General features: G+C 72.1%; 20 protein-coding genes. 7 read left to right on the forward strand and 13 right to left on the reverse strand.

Annotated features, from left to right (window positions below):
• Positions 1 to 9 precede the first annotated feature (9 nt).
• The 3 genes from Q8W71_RS22165 to Q8W71_RS22175 all read left to right on the forward strand — a co-directional run bounded on the left by Q8W71_RS22165 (position 10) and on the right by Q8W71_RS22175 (position 2,923).
• Positions 10 to 2,070 (forward strand): NAD(+) synthase, encoded by a 2,061-nt coding sequence (locus Q8W71_RS22165; RefSeq protein ID WP_305527578.1) that lies wholly within the window; start codon positions 10 to 12, stop codon positions 2,068 to 2,070.
• A 105-nt stretch (positions 2,071 to 2,175) separates the two neighbouring features.
• Positions 2,176 to 2,406, forward strand: coding sequence for a hypothetical protein (locus Q8W71_RS22170; protein ID WP_305527579.1), 231 nt, complete (start codon positions 2,176 to 2,178; stop codon positions 2,404 to 2,406).
• A 91-nt stretch (positions 2,407 to 2,497) separates the two neighbouring features.
• A complete protein-coding gene (locus tag Q8W71_RS22175; protein ID WP_305527580.1) occupies positions 2,498 to 2,923 on the forward strand; it encodes a PilZ domain-containing protein in 426 nt (141 codons plus the stop codon).
• A 12-nt stretch (positions 2,924 to 2,935) separates the two neighbouring features.
• Here Q8W71_RS22175 and Q8W71_RS22180 read toward each other — a convergent pair whose 3' ends face one another.
• Positions 2,936 to 3,361 (reverse strand): HIT family protein, encoded by a 426-nt coding sequence (locus Q8W71_RS22180; protein ID WP_305527581.1) that lies wholly within the window; start codon positions 3,359 to 3,361, stop codon positions 2,936 to 2,938.
• Positions 3,362 to 3,544: 183 nt separating this feature from the next.
• Here Q8W71_RS22180 and Q8W71_RS22185 point away from each other — a divergent pair, with 183 nt between their 5' ends.
• Positions 3,545 to 4,504 carry a cation diffusion facilitator family transporter gene (locus Q8W71_RS22185; protein ID WP_305527582.1) on the forward strand — a complete coding sequence of 320 codons (960 nt, stop codon included), beginning with the start codon at positions 3,545 to 3,547 and terminating at the stop codon, positions 4,502 to 4,504.
• A 27-nt stretch (positions 4,505 to 4,531) separates the two neighbouring features.
• On the opposite strand, the gene Q8W71_RS22190 is transcribed toward Q8W71_RS22185, so the two are convergent.
• From Q8W71_RS22190 to Q8W71_RS22210, 5 genes are all read right to left on the reverse strand, one after another.
• Complete coding sequence (locus Q8W71_RS22190) at positions 4,532 to 5,038, reverse strand: DUF892 family protein (RefSeq protein WP_305527583.1); 507 nt, start codon at positions 5,036 to 5,038, stop codon at positions 4,532 to 4,534.
• 141 nt (positions 5,039 to 5,179) lie between these two features.
• Positions 5,180 to 6,037, reverse strand: a complete 858-nt coding sequence (locus Q8W71_RS22195; RefSeq protein WP_305527584.1) for an SDR family oxidoreductase — start codon at positions 6,035 to 6,037, stop codon at positions 5,180 to 5,182.
• 5 nt (positions 6,038 to 6,042) lie between these two features.
• Positions 6,043 to 6,222, reverse strand: a complete 180-nt coding sequence (locus Q8W71_RS22200; RefSeq protein ID WP_305527585.1) for a DUF1328 domain-containing protein — start codon at positions 6,220 to 6,222, stop codon at positions 6,043 to 6,045.
• Between the two features lie 107 nt (positions 6,223 to 6,329).
• A complete protein-coding gene (locus Q8W71_RS22205) occupies positions 6,330 to 7,724 on the reverse strand; it encodes a chloride channel protein (RefSeq protein WP_305527586.1) in 1,395 nt (464 codons plus the stop codon).
• Between the two features lie 222 nt (positions 7,725 to 7,946).
• A complete protein-coding gene (locus Q8W71_RS22210; protein WP_305527587.1) occupies positions 7,947 to 9,335 on the reverse strand; it encodes a deoxyribodipyrimidine photo-lyase in 1,389 nt (462 codons plus the stop codon).
• Positions 9,336 to 9,876: 541 nt separating this feature from the next.
• Between Q8W71_RS22210 and Q8W71_RS22215 the strand changes: the two genes are divergently transcribed.
• Entirely contained in the window at positions 9,877 to 10,989 is a 1,113-nt protein-coding gene (locus Q8W71_RS22215; protein WP_305527588.1) for an NHL repeat-containing protein, read from the forward strand.
• A gap of 146 nt (positions 10,990 to 11,135) precedes the next feature.
• Here Q8W71_RS22215 and Q8W71_RS22220 read toward each other — a convergent pair whose 3' ends face one another.
• Entirely contained in the window at positions 11,136 to 11,546 is a 411-nt protein-coding gene (locus Q8W71_RS22220) for a helix-turn-helix domain-containing protein (RefSeq protein WP_305527589.1), read from the reverse strand.
• A 68-nt stretch (positions 11,547 to 11,614) separates the two neighbouring features.
• Between Q8W71_RS22220 and Q8W71_RS22225 the strand changes: the two genes are divergently transcribed.
• Positions 11,615 to 12,451, forward strand: coding sequence for a class I SAM-dependent methyltransferase (locus Q8W71_RS22225; RefSeq protein WP_305527590.1), 837 nt, complete (start codon positions 11,615 to 11,617; stop codon positions 12,449 to 12,451).
• 79 nt (positions 12,452 to 12,530) lie between these two features.
• Here Q8W71_RS22225 and Q8W71_RS22230 read toward each other — a convergent pair whose 3' ends face one another.
• The 4 genes from Q8W71_RS22230 to fumC all read right to left on the reverse strand — a co-directional run bounded on the left by Q8W71_RS22230 (position 12,531) and on the right by fumC (position 16,119).
• A complete protein-coding gene (locus Q8W71_RS22230; protein WP_305527591.1) occupies positions 12,531 to 13,946 on the reverse strand; it encodes a phosphatase PAP2 family protein in 1,416 nt (471 codons plus the stop codon).
• 265 nt (positions 13,947 to 14,211) lie between these two features.
• Positions 14,212 to 14,436: a ribbon-helix-helix domain-containing protein gene (locus Q8W71_RS22235; protein WP_305527592.1), complete on the reverse strand. Its 225-nt coding sequence runs from the start codon at positions 14,434 to 14,436 to the stop codon at positions 14,212 to 14,214.
• A 10-nt stretch (positions 14,437 to 14,446) separates the two neighbouring features.
• On the reverse strand, positions 14,447 to 14,641 hold the full coding sequence (locus Q8W71_RS22240; protein ID WP_305527593.1) for a DUF4169 family protein: 195 nt from the start codon (positions 14,639 to 14,641) through the stop codon (positions 14,447 to 14,449).
• Between the two features lie 62 nt (positions 14,642 to 14,703).
• Positions 14,704 to 16,119 carry a class II fumarate hydratase gene (gene fumC / locus Q8W71_RS22245; RefSeq protein WP_305527594.1) on the reverse strand — a complete coding sequence of 472 codons (1,416 nt, stop codon included), beginning with the start codon at positions 16,117 to 16,119 and terminating at the stop codon, positions 14,704 to 14,706.
• A 121-nt stretch (positions 16,120 to 16,240) separates the two neighbouring features.
• On the opposite strand from fumC, the gene Q8W71_RS22250 reads away from it, so the two are divergent.
• On the forward strand, positions 16,241 to 17,635 hold the full coding sequence (locus Q8W71_RS22250; protein WP_305527595.1) for a cytochrome P450: 1,395 nt from the start codon (positions 16,241 to 16,243) through the stop codon (positions 17,633 to 17,635).
• A 3-nt stretch (positions 17,636 to 17,638) separates the two neighbouring features.
• Here the strand turns inward: Q8W71_RS22250 and Q8W71_RS22255 are convergent, their stop codons facing one another.
• Together Q8W71_RS22255 and Q8W71_RS22260 are read right to left on the reverse strand one after the other, a co-directional pair.
• Positions 17,639 to 17,779, reverse strand: coding sequence for a hypothetical protein (locus Q8W71_RS22255; protein WP_305527596.1), 141 nt, complete (start codon positions 17,777 to 17,779; stop codon positions 17,639 to 17,641).
• Between the two features lie 46 nt (positions 17,780 to 17,825).
• Entirely contained in the window at positions 17,826 to 18,440 is a 615-nt protein-coding gene (locus Q8W71_RS22260) for an SspB family protein (RefSeq protein WP_305527597.1), read from the reverse strand.
• Between the last annotated feature and the right edge of the window lie 8 nt (positions 18,441 to 18,448).

An 18,448-nucleotide genomic window follows, 5' to 3' on the forward strand; every position in this document is an offset into this window, starting at 1 on the left:
AATTCCGCCGTGAGCGCGTCTCGTCATAGCAACACCTTCCGCTCGCTCTACCGCCACGGCTTCGCCCGGGTCGCAGCCTGCACCGGCCGCAGCCATCCCGGCGTGCCGGAGCGCAACGCCGAGGCGGTGCTCGACCTCGCGCGGACCTGCCACGAGGCCGGCGCGGCGGTGGCGGTGTTTCCGGAACTCACGCTCTCGGCCTACGCGATCGAGGACCTGCTGCTCCAGCAGACCCTGCTCGACGCGGTGGAGGCGGCGGCCGGCCGGCTGATCACCGAATCGGCGGGCTTGCGTCCGCTGCTCCTCGTCGGCGCGCCGCTGCGTTGGCGCCACCGGATCTACAACTGCGCGCTGGCGGTCCAGGGCGGGCGCCTGCTCGGCGTCGTCCCGAAGATCTTCCTGCCGAACTACCGGGAGTTCTACGAGAAGCGCCACTTCGCCTCCGGCGCTGGCCTCGCGGGCGAGACGATCCGCGTCGCCGGGCAGGAGGCGCCGTTCGGGGTCGACCTGCTGTTCCCGGCCGCCGACTTGCCGGGCCTCGTCGTCGGGGTCGAGATCTGCGAGGACCTGTGGGTGCCGCAGCCCCCCGGCATGCGCGCGGCGCTCGCCGGGGCGACCGTGCTCGCCAACCTCTCGGGCAGCCCGATCACCGTGGGCCGTGCCGAGTCGCGCGCGCTCCTGTCGCGGGCGGCCTCGATGCACGGTGCCTGCGCCTACCTCTACGCCGCCGCGGGCCAGGGCGAATCGACCACCGACCTGTCCTGGGACGGGCAGACCTCGATCGACGAGCTGGGCGTGCGGCTGGCCGAGGGGCAGCGCTTCCCGCTCCAGCCCGTGGCGACGCTCGCCGACGTGGACCTCGACCTGATCGCCCAGGAGCGCCTCCAGGCCGGCAGCTTCGACGACGCCGCGCGGCTGTCCGGCCCGGAGGCTTGGCGCCGCGTGCCCTTCCGCCTCGATCCGCCCGCGGGCGATCTCGGCCTGCGGCGGCGGGTCGAGCGCTTCCCGTTCGTGCCCGCCGACGCCGCCCGCCTCGCCCAGGATTGCTACGAGGCCTACAACATCCAGGTCGCCGGGCTCAGTCAGCGGCTGGAGGCCACGGGCACGCGCAAGGCGGTGATCGGCGTCTCCGGCGGCCTCGACTCGACCCACGCGCTGATCGTCATCGCCAAAGCGTTCGACCGCCTGGGCTACCCGCGCTCGGACATCCTCGCCTACACGATGCCGGGCTTCGCCACCTCGGCGGGCACCAAGTCGAACGCGCACGCGCTGATGCGGGCGCTCGGCTGCACGGCGGCCGAGATCGACATTCGCCCGGCGGCCGAGCGGATGCTCGCCGACATGGGCCACCCCTACGCGCAGGGGGAGCGGGTCTACGACGTCACCTTCGAGAACGTGCAGGCGGGCCTGCGCACCGACTACCTGTTCCGTCTCGCCAACAAGGCCGGCGGGATCGTGGTCGGCACCGGCGACCTGTCGGAGCTGGCGCTCGGCTGGTGCACCTACGGCGTCGGCGACCAGATGAGCCACTACGCGGTCAACGCGGGCGTGCCCAAGACCCTGATCCAGCACCTGATCCGCTGGGTGATCGCCTCGGGCGAGTTCAGCGCCGAGGAGGGGCGGACGTTGCGCGCGGTGCTCGACACCGAGATCTCGCCGGAGCTGGTGCCGGCCGACGCCGACGAGGCGCCGCAGAGCACCGAGGCCGCGATCGGCCCCTACGCGCTCCAGGACTTCAACCTGTTCTACACGCTCCGCCACGGCTTCCGCCCCTCGAAGATCGCGTTTCTGGCGCTGCACGCGTGGGGGGATGCCGCCGCCGGCTCCTGGCCGCCGGACTTCCCCGACGAGAAGCGGATCGCCTACGACCTGCCCGAGATCCGGCGCTGGCTGCACGTGTTCCTCGCCCGGTTCTTCGGCTTCAGCCAGTTCAAGCGCTCGGCGATCCCGAACGGGCCGAAGGTCGCGGCCGGGGGCGCCCTGTCCCCGCGCGGCGACTGGCGCGCGCCCTCGGACGGCTCGGCCCGGATCTGGCTCGACGAGCTGGAGCGCAACGTTCCGGAAACTTGACCGTCACAAACCCGACCGATTGTGCCATTATGACCACGGTCAAGCCGATTCTTCGCAGTGCAACGAGGGGTTGGCAACCGGAGGCGGCCTAGCGGAGGGGTTGCGATGCGCAGCTACAACCTGTTCCAGCTCAAGAGCGTCGAGGGCCTCTGCTGCGCGGTCCCGGAATCGAGCACGGTGCCGGCGTTCATCGGCGCCGGCCGCTGGACCTTCGGCGGCAAGCTCGGCACGGAATGCCGGCTGCCGCTGGACTTCGACGACCGCGCCGCCGACACGGCCGTGCGGTTCAACGGCTTCTACCTGTTCCAGACGGTCGACCGGCGCTTCATCGCCTGAGCGCCGGACGCGAAGCGCGGATCACGACCAGCATTCCTTAAGAGCTGCCGTGCAGTGATCCCGGCGACGTCGCATTCGCCGGGATCGGACCATGTCCTCCGACAATCGCAGGGAGCCGCGCCAGAGAGTCTTTCTCAAGGGGCGCATCACGTTCAACAACGGCGCGTCGAGCTTCGACTGTCTCGTGCGCGATCTGTCCGGCCTCGGCGCACGGCTCGCGCTGAGCGAGACGGCGTCGCTGCCCGAGGCGTTCGACCTCTACATCGCCCAGAAGGACCGCACCTACCGCTCGATGCTGCGCTGGCGCCGCCAGGACGGGATCGGCGTGACCTTCGTCGAGGCGGCCCAGCCCGCCGCACAACCCGCCGCCGAGCCGGCGGGGGGCGACGCCTCGGTCGCGTTCCTGCTGCGCCGGATCGGCGAGCTGGAGGCGGAGAACGCCGCCCTGCGCCGGATGCTGGCCGGCACGACCGGACCGGGGGTCGCGGGGCCGGGTGACGCCGCGAGCGCGGCCTGACCCGGCGCCCGCTCAGCCCAGGGCCGCGCGGATGCGGGCGGCGTGCTCGGCCAGCACCGCGCCGTCGGCCATGCCGCCCTCGTGGCGCTTCAGCGGCACGCCGTCCCGCCGCGGGATGATATGAAAGTGCAGATGGAACACCGTCTGCCCGCTCGCCGGCTCGTTGAACTGGAACACCGTCAGCCCGTCGGCCTCGAACGCCGCCTTCACCGCCCGGGCGACCGTCTGCACGCTGCGCGCCAGGGCGGCCAGCGTCTCCGGCTCGGCGTCCAGCAGCCCGCGGGACGGCGCCTTCGGGATCACCAGGGTGTGGCCCTCGCCCTGGGGCATCACGTCCATGAAGGCGAGCGTGTGCGCGTCCTCGTAGACCGTGTGGGCCGGCAGCTCCCCGCGCAGGATCTTGGCGAAGATGTTGTCGGGATCGTAGGCCGCGCTCATCCGCCCTCCTCGTCTCGTGCCGGTCCGTTGCCGCTTCGGCGGGCCGCCGCGATCCGGCGTCTCCCGGCCCGGCAGGTTGCACGGCCCCCGGCCTCGCGTCCACACGGGAACCGTCCGGGCCGGGCGCGGCTTTCATCCCCCGGTCCGCGACCCACGCGCGCGGCGTAGGGCACGGGGGCGCGCATGGCGCACGAGAGCACGGGCGCGATCTACGCCGCCGCGGGGGCCAACCTCGCCATCGCCACCGCCAAGTTCGTCGGCGGGTTCCTCACCGGCTCGACGGCGATGATCGCCGAGGGCGTGCACTCGGTGGTCGACACGGCCAACCAAGTGCTGCTGCTCGTCGGCCTGAAGCGCTCCGAGAAGCCCGCCGACGCGCGCCACCCGTTCGGCTACGGTCGGGAGATCTACTTCTACGCCTTCGTCGTCGCCCTGATGATCTTCCTCGGGGGCGGGCTGTTCGCGATCTACGAGGGCCTCCACCGGATCTGGCATCCCGAACCCGACCGGGACGCGGAGTTCCTGGGCTACCGGCTGCCGGGCTTCTGGGTGAACGTCACCATCCTCGGCTTCGCCACCGCCGCCGAGGGCTTCTCCTGGGTGGTGGCGATGCGCCAATTCTGGAAGGAGAAGGGCGCGCGCTCGGCGCTGCACGCCATCCGCCGCAGCAAGGATCCGAGCCTGTTCACGGTCCTGGCCGAGGACACGGCGGCGCTGATCGGCCTGCTGATCGCGTTCGCGGGCGTGATCCTCGCCCACCTGCTCGAGATGCCGATGCTCGACGGCCTCGCCTCGGTGGGGATCGGGCTGGTGCTCGTGGGCATGGCGGCGTTCCTGATGTTCGAGACCCACGGCCTGCTGATCGGCGAGGCGGCCGACCCGGAACTCGTCGCGCTGATCGAGGAGCTGGCCCGGGCCGAGCCCGGCGTGCGGCACCTCAACGAGGTGCTGACCCAGCATCTCGGCCCCTCCGACATCCTCGTGAACCTCAGCCTCGACATGGCCGACGACCTGAGCGCGGGCGAGGTCGAGAGCCTCGTCACCCGCCTCGACCGCACCCTGAAGCAGCGCAATCCCGACGTGAAGCGGGTGTTCATCGAGATCCAGGCCAAGGCTGCCGCGCAGGCCCGGGCCGCGGCCTGACGATCGCCGCCCGGGACGGACCCTCAGCTATCCGCCTTCTGCTCGGCGGTCTTGCGGGCGAGGTAGGTCTTCGTCGTCGTCTCGATGATTCCGGACAGCGCCTCGGCGCCGGCCTCCTCCTCCGCGACGGCCTTGCGGAACCTCCGGCACCTGCGCCGACTGGCCCGCCGCCTCGGCGATGACGCCCAGCGAGCGGTAGGCCGCGATCTGCTCGTGCTGGTAGGCATAGGCGGCGTAGAGGTTCTTCAGCGTCTCGTCGCCGGCCACCGCGTGGGCGGCCCCCGACACGAGGCCCGCCACGCTGGTCACCGTGTCCTTGAGCGTCGAGGACGACTCGCCCACCGCCTTCAGGGCGGCGTCGAGCCGGGCGATCTGCCCGTGCGTCGCGTCGAGGTGCTGGCGGGTGACGCGCTCGTAGTCCGGGTAGTGTTCCAGGCCCTTCAGCACCGTGGTCATGGTGTGCACGCCCTGCAGCTCCGCGACGCGGGTGTTGCGCAGGGCGGTCGCGTAGATCTCCTGGATGTCGGTCGTCATGCTGGCTCCGGTCGAGGGCGTCCCGCGCGGGTTCACGCGGGCTTCACCCGTCCAATCGAGCGGAGGGATCGATGTTTCTGCGCCCAAATCGCGCGTGCGGCGTCGTGCCGGTGCGCCTTGACCCGGGCCGCCCCGGGACCCTCAGAGTGCGGGGTCGGCGTGCCCCACCTGGGCGAGGCTGAGCGCCCAGAGCCGCTCCTGTACGGCCTCGTCGCGGCTCTCGGGGGAGGAGGTGCGGGGCGTCGAGCGGGAGAAGTACAGGCCGGTGACGCCGTCGAGCCCGGGCTCGCTCGCCACGTGGAGCGAGGTCGCCGCGCCCTGCTCCGGGCTCTTCAGCAGCGGCCGCATCAGCCCCCAGGCGAAGCCGAGCACGCCGCCCGTGTTGCGCGCGAAGCCGGAATTGATCACCCCCGGGTGCAGGGCGTTGACGGCGATGCCGGGCAGACGCCGCGCCAGGGCGTAGGTGAACAGCACGTTGCCGAGCTTCGCCTGACAATAGGCCCGCATCGCACCGAAGCGCCGCGCACCGGCGATGTCGTCGAAGTCGATGTGCCCGCGCCGGTGCGCCTCCGAGGCGACGTTGACGATCCGCGGCCTGGCCCCGGCCGCGGCCGAGGCCCGCAGCGGTTCGAGCAGCTCCAGCGTCAGGAGCACGTAGCCGAGATGGTCGAGCGCCCAGGTGCGCTCCAGCCCGTCGGCCGTGAGGACCCGCCGGTCGAAGATCGCCCCGGCATTGTTCACCAGCACGTCGAGGCGCGGGTAGGCCGCCCGCAGCTCGGCCGCGAGCCGCCGGATCTCGGCCTGGGACGACAGGTCGGCCACGTGCACGTCGACCGCGGCGCCCGGTACGGCCGCGCGGATCCCCTCCGCGCAGTCCCGCGTCCGGACCGCGTCGCGCCCGACGATCCCGACCCGCGCGCCCATCCGCGCGAGCCCGAGCGCCGTCTCGTAGCCGATGCCGTTGGTCGCCCCGGTGACGAGGCAGACCCGCCCCCGCATCGCGCTCAGAACACCGCCTGCCCGACCGCGAAGGCGATCACGACGATGACGATCGCGACGAGCAGGAACAGGCCGAACAGGATGCGCGCCAGCGAACTCGCGCCCGAGGCGATGCCGGTGAAGCCCAGCGCGCCCGCGACCAGCGAGACCACGAAGCAGATCAGCGCCCATTTCAGAAGGGTCATGCGCCTCACTCCGGAAGGCCCGGCGGCCCCGGGCGTGAACGATCGGTCGCTCAACCGGCTTCAAGCGCGACCGTTCCGCGCAAAACCCGCCGCGCAAGCCTTTATTCTCAGCCGCGCTCCGCGGCGGCTGGGGCGGCCGGCTCCGGAGGCGCGGCGCGCTCCAGCATGATCTCGGCCAGGGTGTGGTAGAGGCCGCCCCGGCAGATCGCCTTCGACGCGGCGTCGGCGATCAGCGCGGCGATCATCAGCGGGATGATCAGCGCGTGGTTCTGGGTCATCTCGGTGACGATGACGAAGCTGGTGATCGGCGCCTGGAGGACGCCGGCGAGGTAGGCCACCATGCCGATCAGCACGAGGGCGCCCACCTCGACCCCCGGCAGCAGATCCTGCGCCATCACGTGCACCGTGCCGCCGAGCCCGGCGCCCACCGCCAGCGAGGGCGCGAACAGGCCGCCGGGGATGCCGCTCACCGAGCTGAGCACCGTCGCGACGAACTTCAGCGGCGCGAAGGCGAGGCTCGCGGCCGAATCGCCGTGCAGGATCGCCCGCGCCTCCTCGTAGCCGGTGCCGTAGGCCGCGCCCCCCGAGGCCAGCCCGCAGCCGGCGACGCCGAGACCGCAGAGTGCGGCGAACAGCACCGGACGCCGCCGGATCAGGCGCCCGGCGCGTCCCGGCAGGCCGCGGGCGAACAGGATCAGCAGCCGGCTGAAGACGCCGCCCGCCAGCCCGCCGACGAGCGCCAGCACCGGCACGATCCATCCGGCACTCGCCGGCAGGGTCGCCTGCGTCGTGCCGAAATAGGTGTAGTTGCCGCTCAGCCAGATCGAGGTCAGGCCCGCCGCCACGATCCCGGCGGCGATCAGCGCCGAGGAGCGCGCCTCGTAGGCGCGGCCCAGTTCCTCGATCCCGAACACGATCCCGGCCAGCGGCGTGTTGAAGGCGGCGGCGACGCCCGCCGCGCCGCCGGCGAGCAGCAGGCCCGGCAGGCGCTCCGGCGTCAGCCGGCCGAAGGCCGCCATGATCGCGGCGCCGACCTGCACGGTCGGCCCCTCGCGGCCCGCCGACGCCCCGCAGAACAGGCCGAGGAACAGCACGAGGACCTTGCCGACCGCGACCCGGGGCGAGATCAGGCTCTGGCGGTAGCCCGCGTCCCGGGCGTGGCGGGCGGCGATCACCTGCGGGATGCCCGAGCCCTGCGAGTTCGGGAACACGGTCAGCGCCAGCAGCGCGGCCAGGGCGAAGCCCGCGGGCGTCAGGATCAGGGCGACCAGCGGCTCCGGCTCGACGATCCGCCGGAAGCCGGCCTGGGCGAGGTCGGCCCCCTTGGCCATCAGCACCGCGGCGAGCCCCACCCCGATGCCGCCGACGAGGAACAGGAGACGCCCCCGCCAGAGGGGGTAGGCCCCCCGGGAGGCGGCGCGCAGGCGGGCGATCGCGCGGCGGGATCCCTTCGGGGCGCCGCTCCGCGCCTCGTGCGACGCCTCGTCCTGCGTCCCCGCCATGCGTCCTCGCCCCCGTTCCAGCCCGTGTCCGGGACGGCACCCCGCCGAACCGGCCTCGCCGGACTGCGTCTAGAGCCACGCTCGTCCGCGATGCAAACGGTGCCGGCAAGAGGCGGGCCGGGATCGGCGCCGCCCGGTGCCCGGGCGCGGCGGCGTTCGCGGTCGGCCGCGCCCGGGCGGAGGATGGGGGCTGAGGACGGGGGCGGACGGCGCAGCGCCCCCTCACCCCTCCGCCGCGCAGAGCCGCTCGACCGCGGCCACGTAGCCCTTGGCATCGAACTTCTTCAGCGAGTTCTCGCTCTGGTAGCGCACGGTGCCGAACACCTTGCGCTGGGCCCACGGACGGTCGTGCAGGCCGAACACCCAGGCGACGTTGGTGAAGGAGTTCGCGTCGCGCCCGTCGAGGAAGTAGCGGTTGTTGAGCCGGAGCGTGCGGGCGAAGGCCTCCTCCGGCGAGGGGGACCAGTCGAGGATCTTCTTGCCCCAGTACATCCGGAGCTGGTTGTGCATGTAGCCGGTCTCGCGCATCTCGCGCATCGCCGCGTTCCAGTAGCGGTCGTGGGTTTCGCCCGCGGCGAGCTGCGCCTCCGTGTAGGCGTGCGGGCGCGGATCGTCCGCGTGCTCGGCGAGCGTCTTGCGGGCCCAGTCCGGCACCGCCCGCTCGTACCGGTCGTAGCCCTCCGTGTAGAACACGTGGTTCATGGCGAGTTCGCGCCGGACGATCAGCTCCTCCAGGTAGGCGCCCCGGTCGTCCGCATCGCCCGCCTTGGCCTCCCGCACGGCCAACGCGATCTCCACCGGCGAGATCTGGCCGAAATGCAGGTAGGGGCTCATGTGCGAGGCGGCCGCCGCCTCCGGCCGGTTGCGGCCGTTGCCGTAGCCGGCGAGCCCGTCCTTCAGGAACGCCCGGAGGCGCCGCCGCGCCTCGGTCTCTCCGCCGCGGAACCGCTTCACCGGCCCGACATCCCGGTCGAGGGTCATGCCGGAGAGGACCTTGTCGGGGTCGGAGACGTCGATCTCGCCCGCCAGCCCGAGCCCCTCCGCGCGGTGCTTGACGGGGCGGGCTCGGAGGTTCTCGACGAACGGCTCCCAGACCCGGTGGAGTTTGGGCCGCAGGGTGCGGGCGGCGAACTCGTGCTTGGGCGAGGCGGTCTCGACGGGGACCACCACGTCGCCCTCGACCTGGACGATCCGGGTCTTCGCCGCCCGGGCGATCTGCGCGTACCAGCCCTTCTGGATCGCGAGGTAGCCGCGGTCGAGGACGAGCAGCGCCGCCTCCCGGGCGAGGTCGATCGCGATCTCGGCGGGCGAGCACCGGCGCATCACGAAGCCGATGCCCCGCCGGTCGAGGCCGGCCTTCGCATCTGCGAGACCCTGGAGCAGGAAGGCGTAGTGGCGGGCGTTCGCCTCCGGGAATCCGTTCCTCCCGTCGAGCAGGCCGAAGCAGGCGACGACCGGCAGGCGGAGCCGGTTCGCCTCTTCGACCGCAAGTTCAAGCGCCGGGTTGAACGCGGCGCGATTGGCCTGTTGCAGCAGATAGAGGACGTAGCGCCCGTCTTCGCGCGCCGGAACATCGTTGAGGACGCGGATCCGCTCGCTCTGAATCGCCATGTCCGTCCCCGCCCCCTGTCGGAACCGCCGAAAGTCCCCGCGTGAAAGCTAGGGCGTGGTGGGCCGGCGTCCGCGCCCCGGATGTGGACGGCTCAGATCAATCGAGCGCGCGATGCTCGGGCCCCGATCCGCCGCGAAACCGGGACGGGGCCGATCTTCCGCAGACGGTGGCCCCTGGTCCCGAACGGCGACCATTGAATTCGGCCGGCCGAGGGGCGCTGCGACATTTTCAGCACATCGTCCCCGGGGCATGTGCGCAGGCGCACGAAATCGCTGCCGTGCCGTCCCGGAGCCCTTGCAATTCTCCGGCGCGAGCGCAGATTGTGCAGCGCGGGAGGGCGATGGCGTCGCCCTTCAGCAGCCCTTCTTGGGCGTTTCCTCCCTAGACTTCGGGCCGCTCCTTCGGGAGTGGCCTTTTTTCTTGGTCCCCGGTTCTTCTCGGGCCCCGCTGTCACCGGACGGGCACCGAGCCGCTGGCGGCCGGCTCCGCGGGGCGTCATCCTGCCGCCGCGCGCCGGGACGGGCGCCGGGAGGGGACGCCATGAAGAGACTCGCCGCCGCCACGGCGCTCGCCTGCCTGCTCGCGGGAGCGCCCGGCCGTGCCGCCGACGCGCCCCGCTTCGCGGTCGACCCGGCTTGGCCGAAGCCGCTGCCGAACGACTGGATCATGGGGCAGGCCGCGGGCGTCGCCGTCGACGGGCAGGACAACGTCTGGGTGATCCAGCGTCCGCGCTCGCTCACCGACGACGAGAAGGCCGCGAGCCTCGACCCGCCGCGCACCAAGTGCTGCAAGCCGGCCCCGCCGGTGCTGGTGTTCGACCAGGACGGCACCCTCGTCAGGAGCTGGGGCGGGCCGGGAAGCGGCTACGACTGGCCGGGCAACGAGCACGGCATCCAGGTCGACGAGAAGGGCTTCGTCTGGATCGCCGGCAACGGCGATCAGGACGGCCAGCTCCTGAAGTTCACGCCGGAGGGCACGTTCGTCCTGCAGATCGGCAAGTCCGGCCCGCAGACCGACAGCACCGACACGACCCGCCTCGGCAAGCCCGCCAACGTCGACTTCGACGCGGCGATGAACGAGGTCTACGTGGCGGACGGCTACTACAACCACCGGATCATCGTGTTCGATCGCGACACCGGCGCCTTCAAGCGGATGTGGGGGGCCTACGGAAAGCCGCCGACCGACGAGAAGCTCGGCCCCTACGATCCGGCGGCGGCGCCCCGGCAGCAATTCGCCAACCCGGTGCACTGCGTGCGCATCGCCCGCGACGGGCTGGTCTACGTCTGCGACCGGACCAACGACCGGATCCAGGTGTTCCGCAAGGACGGCACCTTCGTGAAGGAGATGTTCATCGAACCGAAGACCCGCGCCAACGGCTCGGTCTGGGAACTGGCCCTCTGGCCCGACGCCGGCGGCGACTTCCTGCTCAACGCCGACGGGGCCAACAACGAGGTGCGCACCCTCTCGCGCGAGACCGGCGCGACCCTGGGCGCCTTCGGCCGTAACGGCCGCATGGCGGGCCAGTTCCACTGGGTCCACAACCTCGCGGTCGATTCCAAGGGCAACGTGTTCACCACCGAGGTCGACACCGGCAAGCGCGCACAGAAGTTCCTGCTGACGGGGGATTCGGTGGTGCGCAAGCGCGTGCCGTGACGGCCCGGATCGATCTCGCGCCGGCCCCTCGGAAGCCGCGCGGCGAGCGCCGGCACGTCGCGTGGCGTCCGTTGGACGCGCGTTTCTCCGCTGATAGCGTCCCGGCGCGAGGTTCTCCCGGAAGCGGTGCGGTCCCGACGCCGGACCTACCGCTTCGCGCGGGCCGCGCGTCCGAGGGCGGCCATCCGCAGACGGCGAAAGGTGGGACACGCCGCGTGGCTCGGAGCGCGGCACAGCGCAGCGCGCCGGAGACCGTCGCGGAGCGCCGCGAGTTTCCGGATGGTGCGATCGATCGCGTCCGCCCGTGCGGCCAGCGCGCCCCGGTCGATCCGGAACGCGCCGTCCGGACCGAGCATCCCGCCGATCTCCGCGAGCGAGAATCCGGCCGCCCGGCCGAGCGCGATCAGCGAAAGCCTATCCAGGACGACCGGATCATACGTCCGTCGCAGGCCACGTCGACCAAGCGGTTCGATCAGCCCGATCGCCTCGTAATAGCGCAGGGTCGACGCTGCCAGCCCCGTTCGGCGGCTGACCTCGACGATATCGATCAGGGCCATGCTTGACCTCAAGTCGGCTTGAGGTGGCACCTTACCGCGTCGCATCGATTGCGACAGGGAGGTGGCTGATGGACACGCAGCGGCGCGAGGACCTGACCTGGGAGGCGCGGCGCGGGCGCGCGTGGCTCGATATGCAGGTGGTGCTGGACCGGCTCTTCCTGCCACTGGAGCGGATCCTGATCGACACCGCGGTGGAGGATGGGGTCGGCACCATCCTCGATGTCGGCTGCGGCACCGGCTCCACCACGCTCGCCTTCGCCGAGCGCCTGGGCCCGCACGACACCTGCACCGGCCTCGACATCTCAGACCTCCTCCTGAGCGTCGCCCGCCGGCGAGCCGCCGCGAAGGGCGCAGCCAACGCGCGCTTCATCGTCGGCGACGCCCAGCGCCATCGCCTCCCTCCGCAGGGGTTCGACGCCGCGGCATCGCGCTTCGGGGTGATGTTCTTCGACGACCCCGTAGCCGCCTTCGCAAACATCAGGAGCGCGGTGCGTCCTGGCGGCGCGCTGACGTGCGTGGTCTGGCGCGGCCGGGGAGACAACCCGTTCATGACGGCGGCGGAACGCGCGGCGGGCCCCCTGCTGGGGTGGAGCGATCAGCCCGACCCGGACGCGCCTGGCCAGTTCGCGTTCGCCGATGCGCGGCGCGTCGAGCGGATCGTGCGGGCGGCGGGTTGGGGGGCGGTTGAAATCAGTCCCCTCGACGTCCCGTGCGCTCTGCCGAAGGCCGACCTCGACCTCTATGCGCGCCGCATGGGCCGCGTCGGCCTGATTCTCCCGGACCTCGAAGAGGCCCTTCGCGAGCAGGTCCTGGCAGCCGTCGAGCGCGGGTACGCCGCGTTCCTGCTGAACGGCGTCGCGACGTTCGATGCGGCCTGCTGGATGGTGCGGGCACGGGCAGGATGACGCGACGTGCCGAGGTTCGCGGGCCGGACGCGATGGCCTCCAACCCTGACCCCGCGACCCGGCATCCGCGGCGGACGCGTCAGCGCGTCGCCGAGTTCTGGCCCCGGCGCGTGGCGGCCAGGGCCGCCGCCTTGCCCGCCGCCTTGTAGAGGTTGAGCCGGGAATAGAGGCCGAAGGCCGAGCCGTCGTCGAGGAAGCCGCCGCCCGGCCCCTGCGTCTCGGTGAGGATGGCGTTGGCCTCCGCCAGGGTCACCTCTGGGAAGGCGGCGGTCAGCAGGTAGCCGGCCTCGGGGGCGACCTTGGCCACGTCCTCGGTCCGGCCGGCGGTGTCGGCGTGGACGACCGGCAGGCCGTAGGTCTGCGTCGCCTCGTAGGAGGCCGCGTTGGCGGCCGCGTCCCGGAACCGGCCGCCGTCGTCGGCGGCGCAGGCGGCGACCGGCCGGCCGCAGGCGTCCTTGAGATAGGCTTCGAGGTCGGCGCGCGCCGCCTTCACCAGGGCCGGGAAGTCGGTGACCTTGACCGTCTTGTCGGCGTCGGTGGTCATGGGGTCGAGCACCGCGGGGTTCTTGCGGATCTGCCCGACATAGGCCGGATCGTTGGCCAGCAGGTGGGCGACCGCGTGCAGCGAGGTCGTCCGGCCGCCGAGCACGTCCATCGCGTAGTGCGCCCCGACGATGATGCGGTTGTTGCCGTACTCGGCGGCGCGGGCAATCATCTGCTGGTAGCGATCGGGCACCAGGATCGCGAGGATCAGCGATTCGGTGTAGCCGTAGGTCGTGTGGCCGCTCGGATAGGACGGGCTGTTGATCAGGTTCATGCTCGGCCCCAGCAGCCAGTCGAGGCTCTGGGACGGCGTGCCGAAATAGTCGTTGCCCCGGTAGGCCACGAGCAGCGGCAGGGTCTGGAACGGCCGCGAGTTGCCGAACGCGTCGGCGCCCGTCGTCCCGGCGAGGCGCCCGTAGGCCCGGCCGAACACGTCGGTGACGGCGCCGTCCTTGAGGATCGCGGCGGCCTCCGGCGAGACCGGCTTCTTCCCGTCGGTCGTGGCGTTGGCGAAGAAGAACTTGCCGGCGTTCGAGTCCGCCTTGGTCACCGTGTTGGTGTAGCCGAACAGGTCGCTGACGGCCGGGGATACGGTGGTGAAGGTCTTGAAGTCCGCGTAGGAGGCCTTGGCCTGATAGGCGCGGGCGAGCGCCGTGCCGAGGCCGTCGGCGAGTTGGGTCCCGTTGCCGTCGGTGATGAAGGCGTCGCGCAGCGCGAGCTGCCGCTGCTCGGCGAACGGCAGCAGGATCGGCTGCTTGAGGGTGCCGGTCTGGATGTCGCCGGTGACCGTAAGGTTGGCGTCGAGCGCCGCCCGGCCCTCCGGCGTCTTCGGGAGCGCGGCCACCGGCGCCAGCCCGCGCAGGGCGGTGAGGTTGGTGGCCGACTGCGCCAGCGCGGGCAGGGGCGCCGCCGCGCAGGTGAGGGCCAGCCCGAGTCGCACCATCCCGTACATGCCGCTCTCCCCCGCTTCAGGAATCGGATATCGCCGGTCGCGGCGTCATAAGTCCATCGCGTGATGCCCGCGTGACATCCGGTTCCGACGGCGATCGGCCGGCGGTGTCACCCCCGGAGCCGGTTCGACCGGGCGCGCCGGTCGTCCGTCGAAACACGGGCTCCGATCTTACCATCTCATCGGACCAGCGCCCCAAGCCGCCCAGGATCTCCGCAGGACCTCGGGTGCGCCGGTCCCGGTCAGCCTCGTCGGCGTCGGGCGCGGATCACGGCGACGCCTGGGTCCGGAACGCGGCGAGCACGTGGACGCGGATCGCCGAGGACAGGTTGCTGTCGCCGCGCGCCGCGTCGATCGCGCCGATCAGCGCCTGGACCGAGCGGCCTTCGGACGCGGCGAGCGCCCGCAGCGCCTCCCAGAACGGCGCCTCCAGCGAGACGCTGGTGCGGTGGCCCGCGATCATCACCGAGCGCTTGACGATGTCGCCGCCCACCGCGACACCCTCAGGCGTCGGTCTTCGGCCCGCGCTCCAGCCGGTGGCCCTCGTGGCGCTCGGTCTCCAGCGCCTTGCGCCGCTGCTGGAGGGTCTTGGCCTTCTTCGGCCGGCCGAAAGCGATCCGGTTCTCCTCCGCCTTCGCCTCGGCCTCGGCGCGGGCGCGCGCCTTGCGGACCTGGCGCAGGTTGATGATCTCGGCCATCGCGCGCTCCCCAGTTCCTGAGCCGGCGCAGGGTCACCCGCGCCGGCAAGCTCCCAAAAAAGCTAGTCGGCGCTGGGGGCCAGCATCGTCTCCGGCCGCACCACGCGCTCGAACTCCTCCGCGGTGACGTAGCCGAGCCGCAGCGCCTCCTCCTTGAGGGTGGTGCCGTTCTTGTGGGCGGTCTTGGCGATGGTGGCGGCCTTGTCGTAGCCGATCGTCGGAGCGAGCGCGGTCACCAGCATCAGCGAGCGGCTCATCAGGTCGGCGATCTTGTCCTCGTTGGCCTTGATGCCGACCACGCAATTGTCGGTGAAGCTCACCGCCGCGTCGGCGAGCAGCCGCACTGATTGCAGCACGGCGTTGGCGATCACCGGCTTGAACACGTTCAGCTCGAAATTGCCCTGCGAGCCGGCGAAGCTCACCGTGGTGCCGTTGCCGACGACCTGCGCGCAGACCATCGTCAGCGCCTCGCACTGGGTCGGGTTGACCTTGCCCGGCATGATCGACGAGCCCGGCTCGTTCTCGGGCAGGGACAGCTCGCCGAGGCCCGAGCGCGGCCCCGAGCCCAGCAGGCGGATGTCCTGGGCGATCTTGAACAGGCCGGCGGCGAGCGCCGAGAGCGCGCCCTGCGTGAACACCAGCGCGTCGTGGGTGGCCAGCGCCTCGAACTTGTTCTGTGCCGAGGTGAAGGGCAGCCCGGTCAGTTCCGCGACCTTGGCCGCGAACTTGTCGGCGAATTCGGGGTGGGCGTTGAGGCCGGTGCCGACCGCGGTGCCGCCCTGCGCGAGCGCCAGCACGCCGGGCAGCGTCGCGGCGACGCGCGCGCCGCCGAGCGCCACCTGCGCCGCGTAGCCGGAGAACTCCTGGCCGAGCGAGACCGGCGTGGCGTCCTGCAAGTGGGTGCGGCCGATCTTGACGATGTGGTCGAAACCCTTCGCCTTGTCGTCGAGGGCCGCGTGCAGGTGCCGCAGCGCCGGCATCAGCCGGCCCTCGATCTCGCGCGCCACCGCGATGTGCATCGCGGTCGGGAAGGTGTCGTTCGAGGACTGGCCGCGGTTGCAGTGGTCGTTGGGGTGGACCGGTGCCTTGCCGCCGCGCTGGCCCCCGAGCGCCTCGTTGGCGAGGCTCGCGATCACCTCGTTGGCGTTCATGTTGGACTGCGTGCCCGAGCCGGTCTGCCAGACCACCAGGGGGAACTCGTCGTCGTGCTCGCCCGCGACCACGGTGGCGGCGGCGGCGGCGATGGCGTCGGCGAGCTTCGGCTCCAGGGCGCCGAGGTCCTTGTTCACCAGCGCGGCGGCCTGCTTCACGAGGCCGAGCGCGTGGACCAGCGGCGCCGGCATGTGCTCGGTGCCGATCTTGAAGTTCTGGATCGAGCGCTGGGTCTGCGCGCCCCAGTAGCGGTGGGCCGGGACCTCGATCGGACCGAAGGTGTCGGACTCGGTGCGGGTCGCGGTCTGGGTCTCGGCGGGCGACATCGTGGCCTCTACGTCTGGTGCGGTGCGGCGCCTACTTACCGGAGACGGGCGGGAAGCGCGATGGCGCAATTCCTGAGCCTCCCGACACGGGCCGGGCCCTGTATCCGGCGAAAAGGAGCCGATGAGCACGATCATCGCTGAGCCGATCCGAGATGCCGCGACCCGCTTCCGCCCGGCGGTGCCGCCGCCGCTGCGGCAGCCGATGGGCCTGCGCGACTTCCTGCGGCACGGCCGCAAGAACCTGATCACCACCCTGATGGAGGCGCATTTCGACCTGCCGATCGTCGCGGCCGAGGGCATGGTCGGCCGGATCACCATGGTGAGCGACCCGGCCCTGATCCGCCACGTGCTGGTCGACAACGCGGCGGCCTATCGCAAGGACGACCTCCAGCGCCGCATCCTGGCGCCGGGGCTCGGCAACGGGCTGCTCAGCGCCGAGGGCGACGAGTGGCGGCTCCAGCGGCGCACCCTGGCGCCGGTCTTCTCACCCCGCACCGTCCAGGGGTTCTCCGAGGCCATGAACGCCGCCGGCGCCCGGCTGGCGCGGCGGCTCCGGCGCCGGGCCGGCGCCCGGGTCGACGTGTTCCTGGAGATGACTCGCGTCACCCTCGACGTGCTGGAGCGGACGATCTTCACCACCGGCCTGCCGAGCGACCCGGACGCGCTGGGCCGCGCGATCACCCGCTTCCTGGAGGCGGCCGGCCAGATCGACCCGCTCGACATGTTCGGCGTGCCCGACTTCGTGCCGCGCATCGGCCGCTTCCGCGCCCGGCCGGCGGGACGCTACCTGGAAGAGGTGGTCGACGCCCTGATCGCCCGGCGCCGACCGCTGATGGAGGCGGGTACCGCGCCGCGCGATCTCCTGACCCTGCTGCTCGCCGCCCAGGACCCGGAGACGGGGGTCGGCCTGTCGGAGCACGCGGTCAAGGCCAACATCAACACCTTCATCGCCGCCGGCCACGAGACCACCGCGGTCTCGCTGACCTGGGCGCTCTACTGCCTGTCGCAGGATCCGGCGGCGCTGGCGCGGCTGGAGGCCGAGGTCGACGCCGCGGGCGCGGGCGACGTCTCGGTGGAGCGCCTGCCCTTCGCGCGGGCGGTAGTCGAGGAGGCGATGCGCCTGTTCCCGCCGGTGCCGTTCCTGAGCCGGCAGGCGCTCCAGACCGACCGGCTCGGCCGGATCAAGGTACCGCGCGGCTCGGTGGTGATCGTGGCGCCCTGGGTGGTCCACCGCCACCGCCTGCTCTGGGACGAGCCCGAGGCGTTCGTGCCGGAGCGGTTCCTGCCCGAGAACCGCGACCGGATCCCGCGTTTCGCGTACCTGCCGTTCGGGGCGGGCCCGCGGATCTGCATCGGCCTGAGCTTCTCCGTGCAGGAGGCGACGATCCTGCTCGCCCACATCGTCCGCGCCGTGCGCTTCCGCCTGCCCGACGACCACCCGCCGGTCCTGCCGCTCCAGCGGGTGACGCTGCGGCCGGCGCAGGGACTGCGGATGGAGGCCGAGGCGCGTGGGTGAGCGCTACCTGCGGTCGCGGGCGGCGGCTTCGAGCCGGCGCGTGTTGCGGTCGTAGATGCGCGCGGCGACCAGAAGACTGCCGAGTCCCAGGATGGAGAGCACGGCCGAGATGCCGGCGATCTGGAGCGCGTAGGCGTCGGTCATGCCGCTCAATCCTCGGGACGGAGCAACCGGATGGCCGCCGGCGCGCTCAGCTCTTCTTGCGGAAGGCGTCGAGGCTGACGACCTCGGCGCTGCCCTCCTCGCCCTCCTTGCGGGCGGCGGGGCGGGGCGCCTTCTCGTCCCCCTTGCCGGGCGTGCCGGCGGCGGGAGCCGGCAGCACCTTCGGGACGTTCGAGCCGATCGCGGCGAGCCCGGTGCCCTTCGGGCTCACCTCGCCGGGCTCTGAGGCCGCGCCGCGCGGGCCGGCCTTGGCCGGAGCGGCCTCGGCGGGCACCTCGTTGGCGGCCTCGCTGAGGTCGAACTTCAGGCCGAACTGCACGGACGGGTCGAAGAAGCCGGACAGGGCGTCGAACGGGACCAGGAGCCGCTCCGGCACCCCGGAGAAGGACAGCCCGACCTCGAAGGCGTGCTCGGTGACCGCGAGGTCCCAGAACTGGTGCTGGAGGACGATGGTCATGTCCTGCGGGTACTTGTCGCGCAGGGCCTGCGACATCCGCACGCCGGGGGCCTCTGTGCGGAACGAGACGTAGAAGTGGTGCTCGCCCATCAGCCCGTCGCGGGCGGCGTCGGTGAGCACCTTGCGCACGACGCCGCGCAGGGCGTCCTGCACCAGGAGGTCGTAGCGGATCAGGTCGTCTGCCATGTCGCGGT

It is taken from the genome of Methylobacterium amylolyticum, from assembly GCF_030700245.1.
Lineage (GTDB): Bacteria > Pseudomonadota > Alphaproteobacteria > Rhizobiales > Beijerinckiaceae > Methylobacterium.

Bases quoted from the DNA above. Each gene is read 5' to 3' on its own strand.
- Q8W71_RS22170 (WP_305527579.1), top strand. From the start codon at position 2,176: ATGCGCAGCTACAACCTGTTCCAGCTCAAGAGCGTCGAGGGCCTCTGC.
- Q8W71_RS22175 (WP_305527580.1), top strand. From the start codon at position 2,498: ATGTCCTCCGACAATCGCAGGGAGCCGCGCCAGAGAGTCTTTCTCAAG.
- Q8W71_RS22180 (WP_305527581.1), bottom strand. From the start codon at position 3,361: ATGAGCGCGGCCTACGATCCCGACAACATCTTCGCCAAGATCCTGCGC.
- Q8W71_RS22185 (WP_305527582.1), top strand. From the start codon at position 3,545: ATGGCGCACGAGAGCACGGGCGCGATCTACGCCGCCGCGGGGGCCAAC.
- Q8W71_RS22190 (WP_305527583.1), bottom strand. From the start codon at position 5,038: ATGACGACCGACATCCAGGAGATCTACGCGACCGCCCTGCGCAACACC.
- Q8W71_RS22195 (WP_305527584.1), bottom strand. From the start codon at position 6,037: ATGCGGGGGCGGGTCTGCCTCGTCACCGGGGCGACCAACGGCATCGGC.
- Q8W71_RS22200 (WP_305527585.1), bottom strand. From the start codon at position 6,222: ATGACCCTTCTGAAATGGGCGCTGATCTGCTTCGTGGTCTCGCTGGTC.
- Q8W71_RS22205 (WP_305527586.1), bottom strand. From the start codon at position 7,724: ATGGCGGGGACGCAGGACGAGGCGTCGCACGAGGCGCGGAGCGGCGCC.
- Q8W71_RS22210 (WP_305527587.1), bottom strand. From the start codon at position 9,335: ATGGCGATTCAGAGCGAGCGGATCCGCGTCCTCAACGATGTTCCGGCG.
- Q8W71_RS22215 (WP_305527588.1), top strand. From the start codon at position 9,877: ATGAAGAGACTCGCCGCCGCCACGGCGCTCGCCTGCCTGCTCGCGGGA.
- Q8W71_RS22220 (WP_305527589.1), bottom strand. From the start codon at position 11,546: ATGGCCCTGATCGATATCGTCGAGGTCAGCCGCCGAACGGGGCTGGCA.
- Q8W71_RS22225 (WP_305527590.1), top strand. From the start codon at position 11,615: ATGGACACGCAGCGGCGCGAGGACCTGACCTGGGAGGCGCGGCGCGGG.
- Q8W71_RS22230 (WP_305527591.1), bottom strand. From the start codon at position 13,946: ATGTACGGGATGGTGCGACTCGGGCTGGCCCTCACCTGCGCGGCGGCG.
- Q8W71_RS22240 (WP_305527593.1), bottom strand. From the start codon at position 14,641: ATGGCCGAGATCATCAACCTGCGCCAGGTCCGCAAGGCGCGCGCCCGC.
- fumC (WP_305527594.1), bottom strand. From the start codon at position 16,119: ATGTCGCCCGCCGAGACCCAGACCGCGACCCGCACCGAGTCCGACACC.
- Q8W71_RS22250 (WP_305527595.1), top strand. From the start codon at position 16,241: ATGAGCACGATCATCGCTGAGCCGATCCGAGATGCCGCGACCCGCTTC.
- Q8W71_RS22255 (WP_305527596.1), bottom strand. From the start codon at position 17,779: ATGACCGACGCCTACGCGCTCCAGATCGCCGGCATCTCGGCCGTGCTC.
- Q8W71_RS22260 (WP_305527597.1), bottom strand. From the start codon at position 18,440: ATGGCAGACGACCTGATCCGCTACGACCTCCTGGTGCAGGACGCCCTG.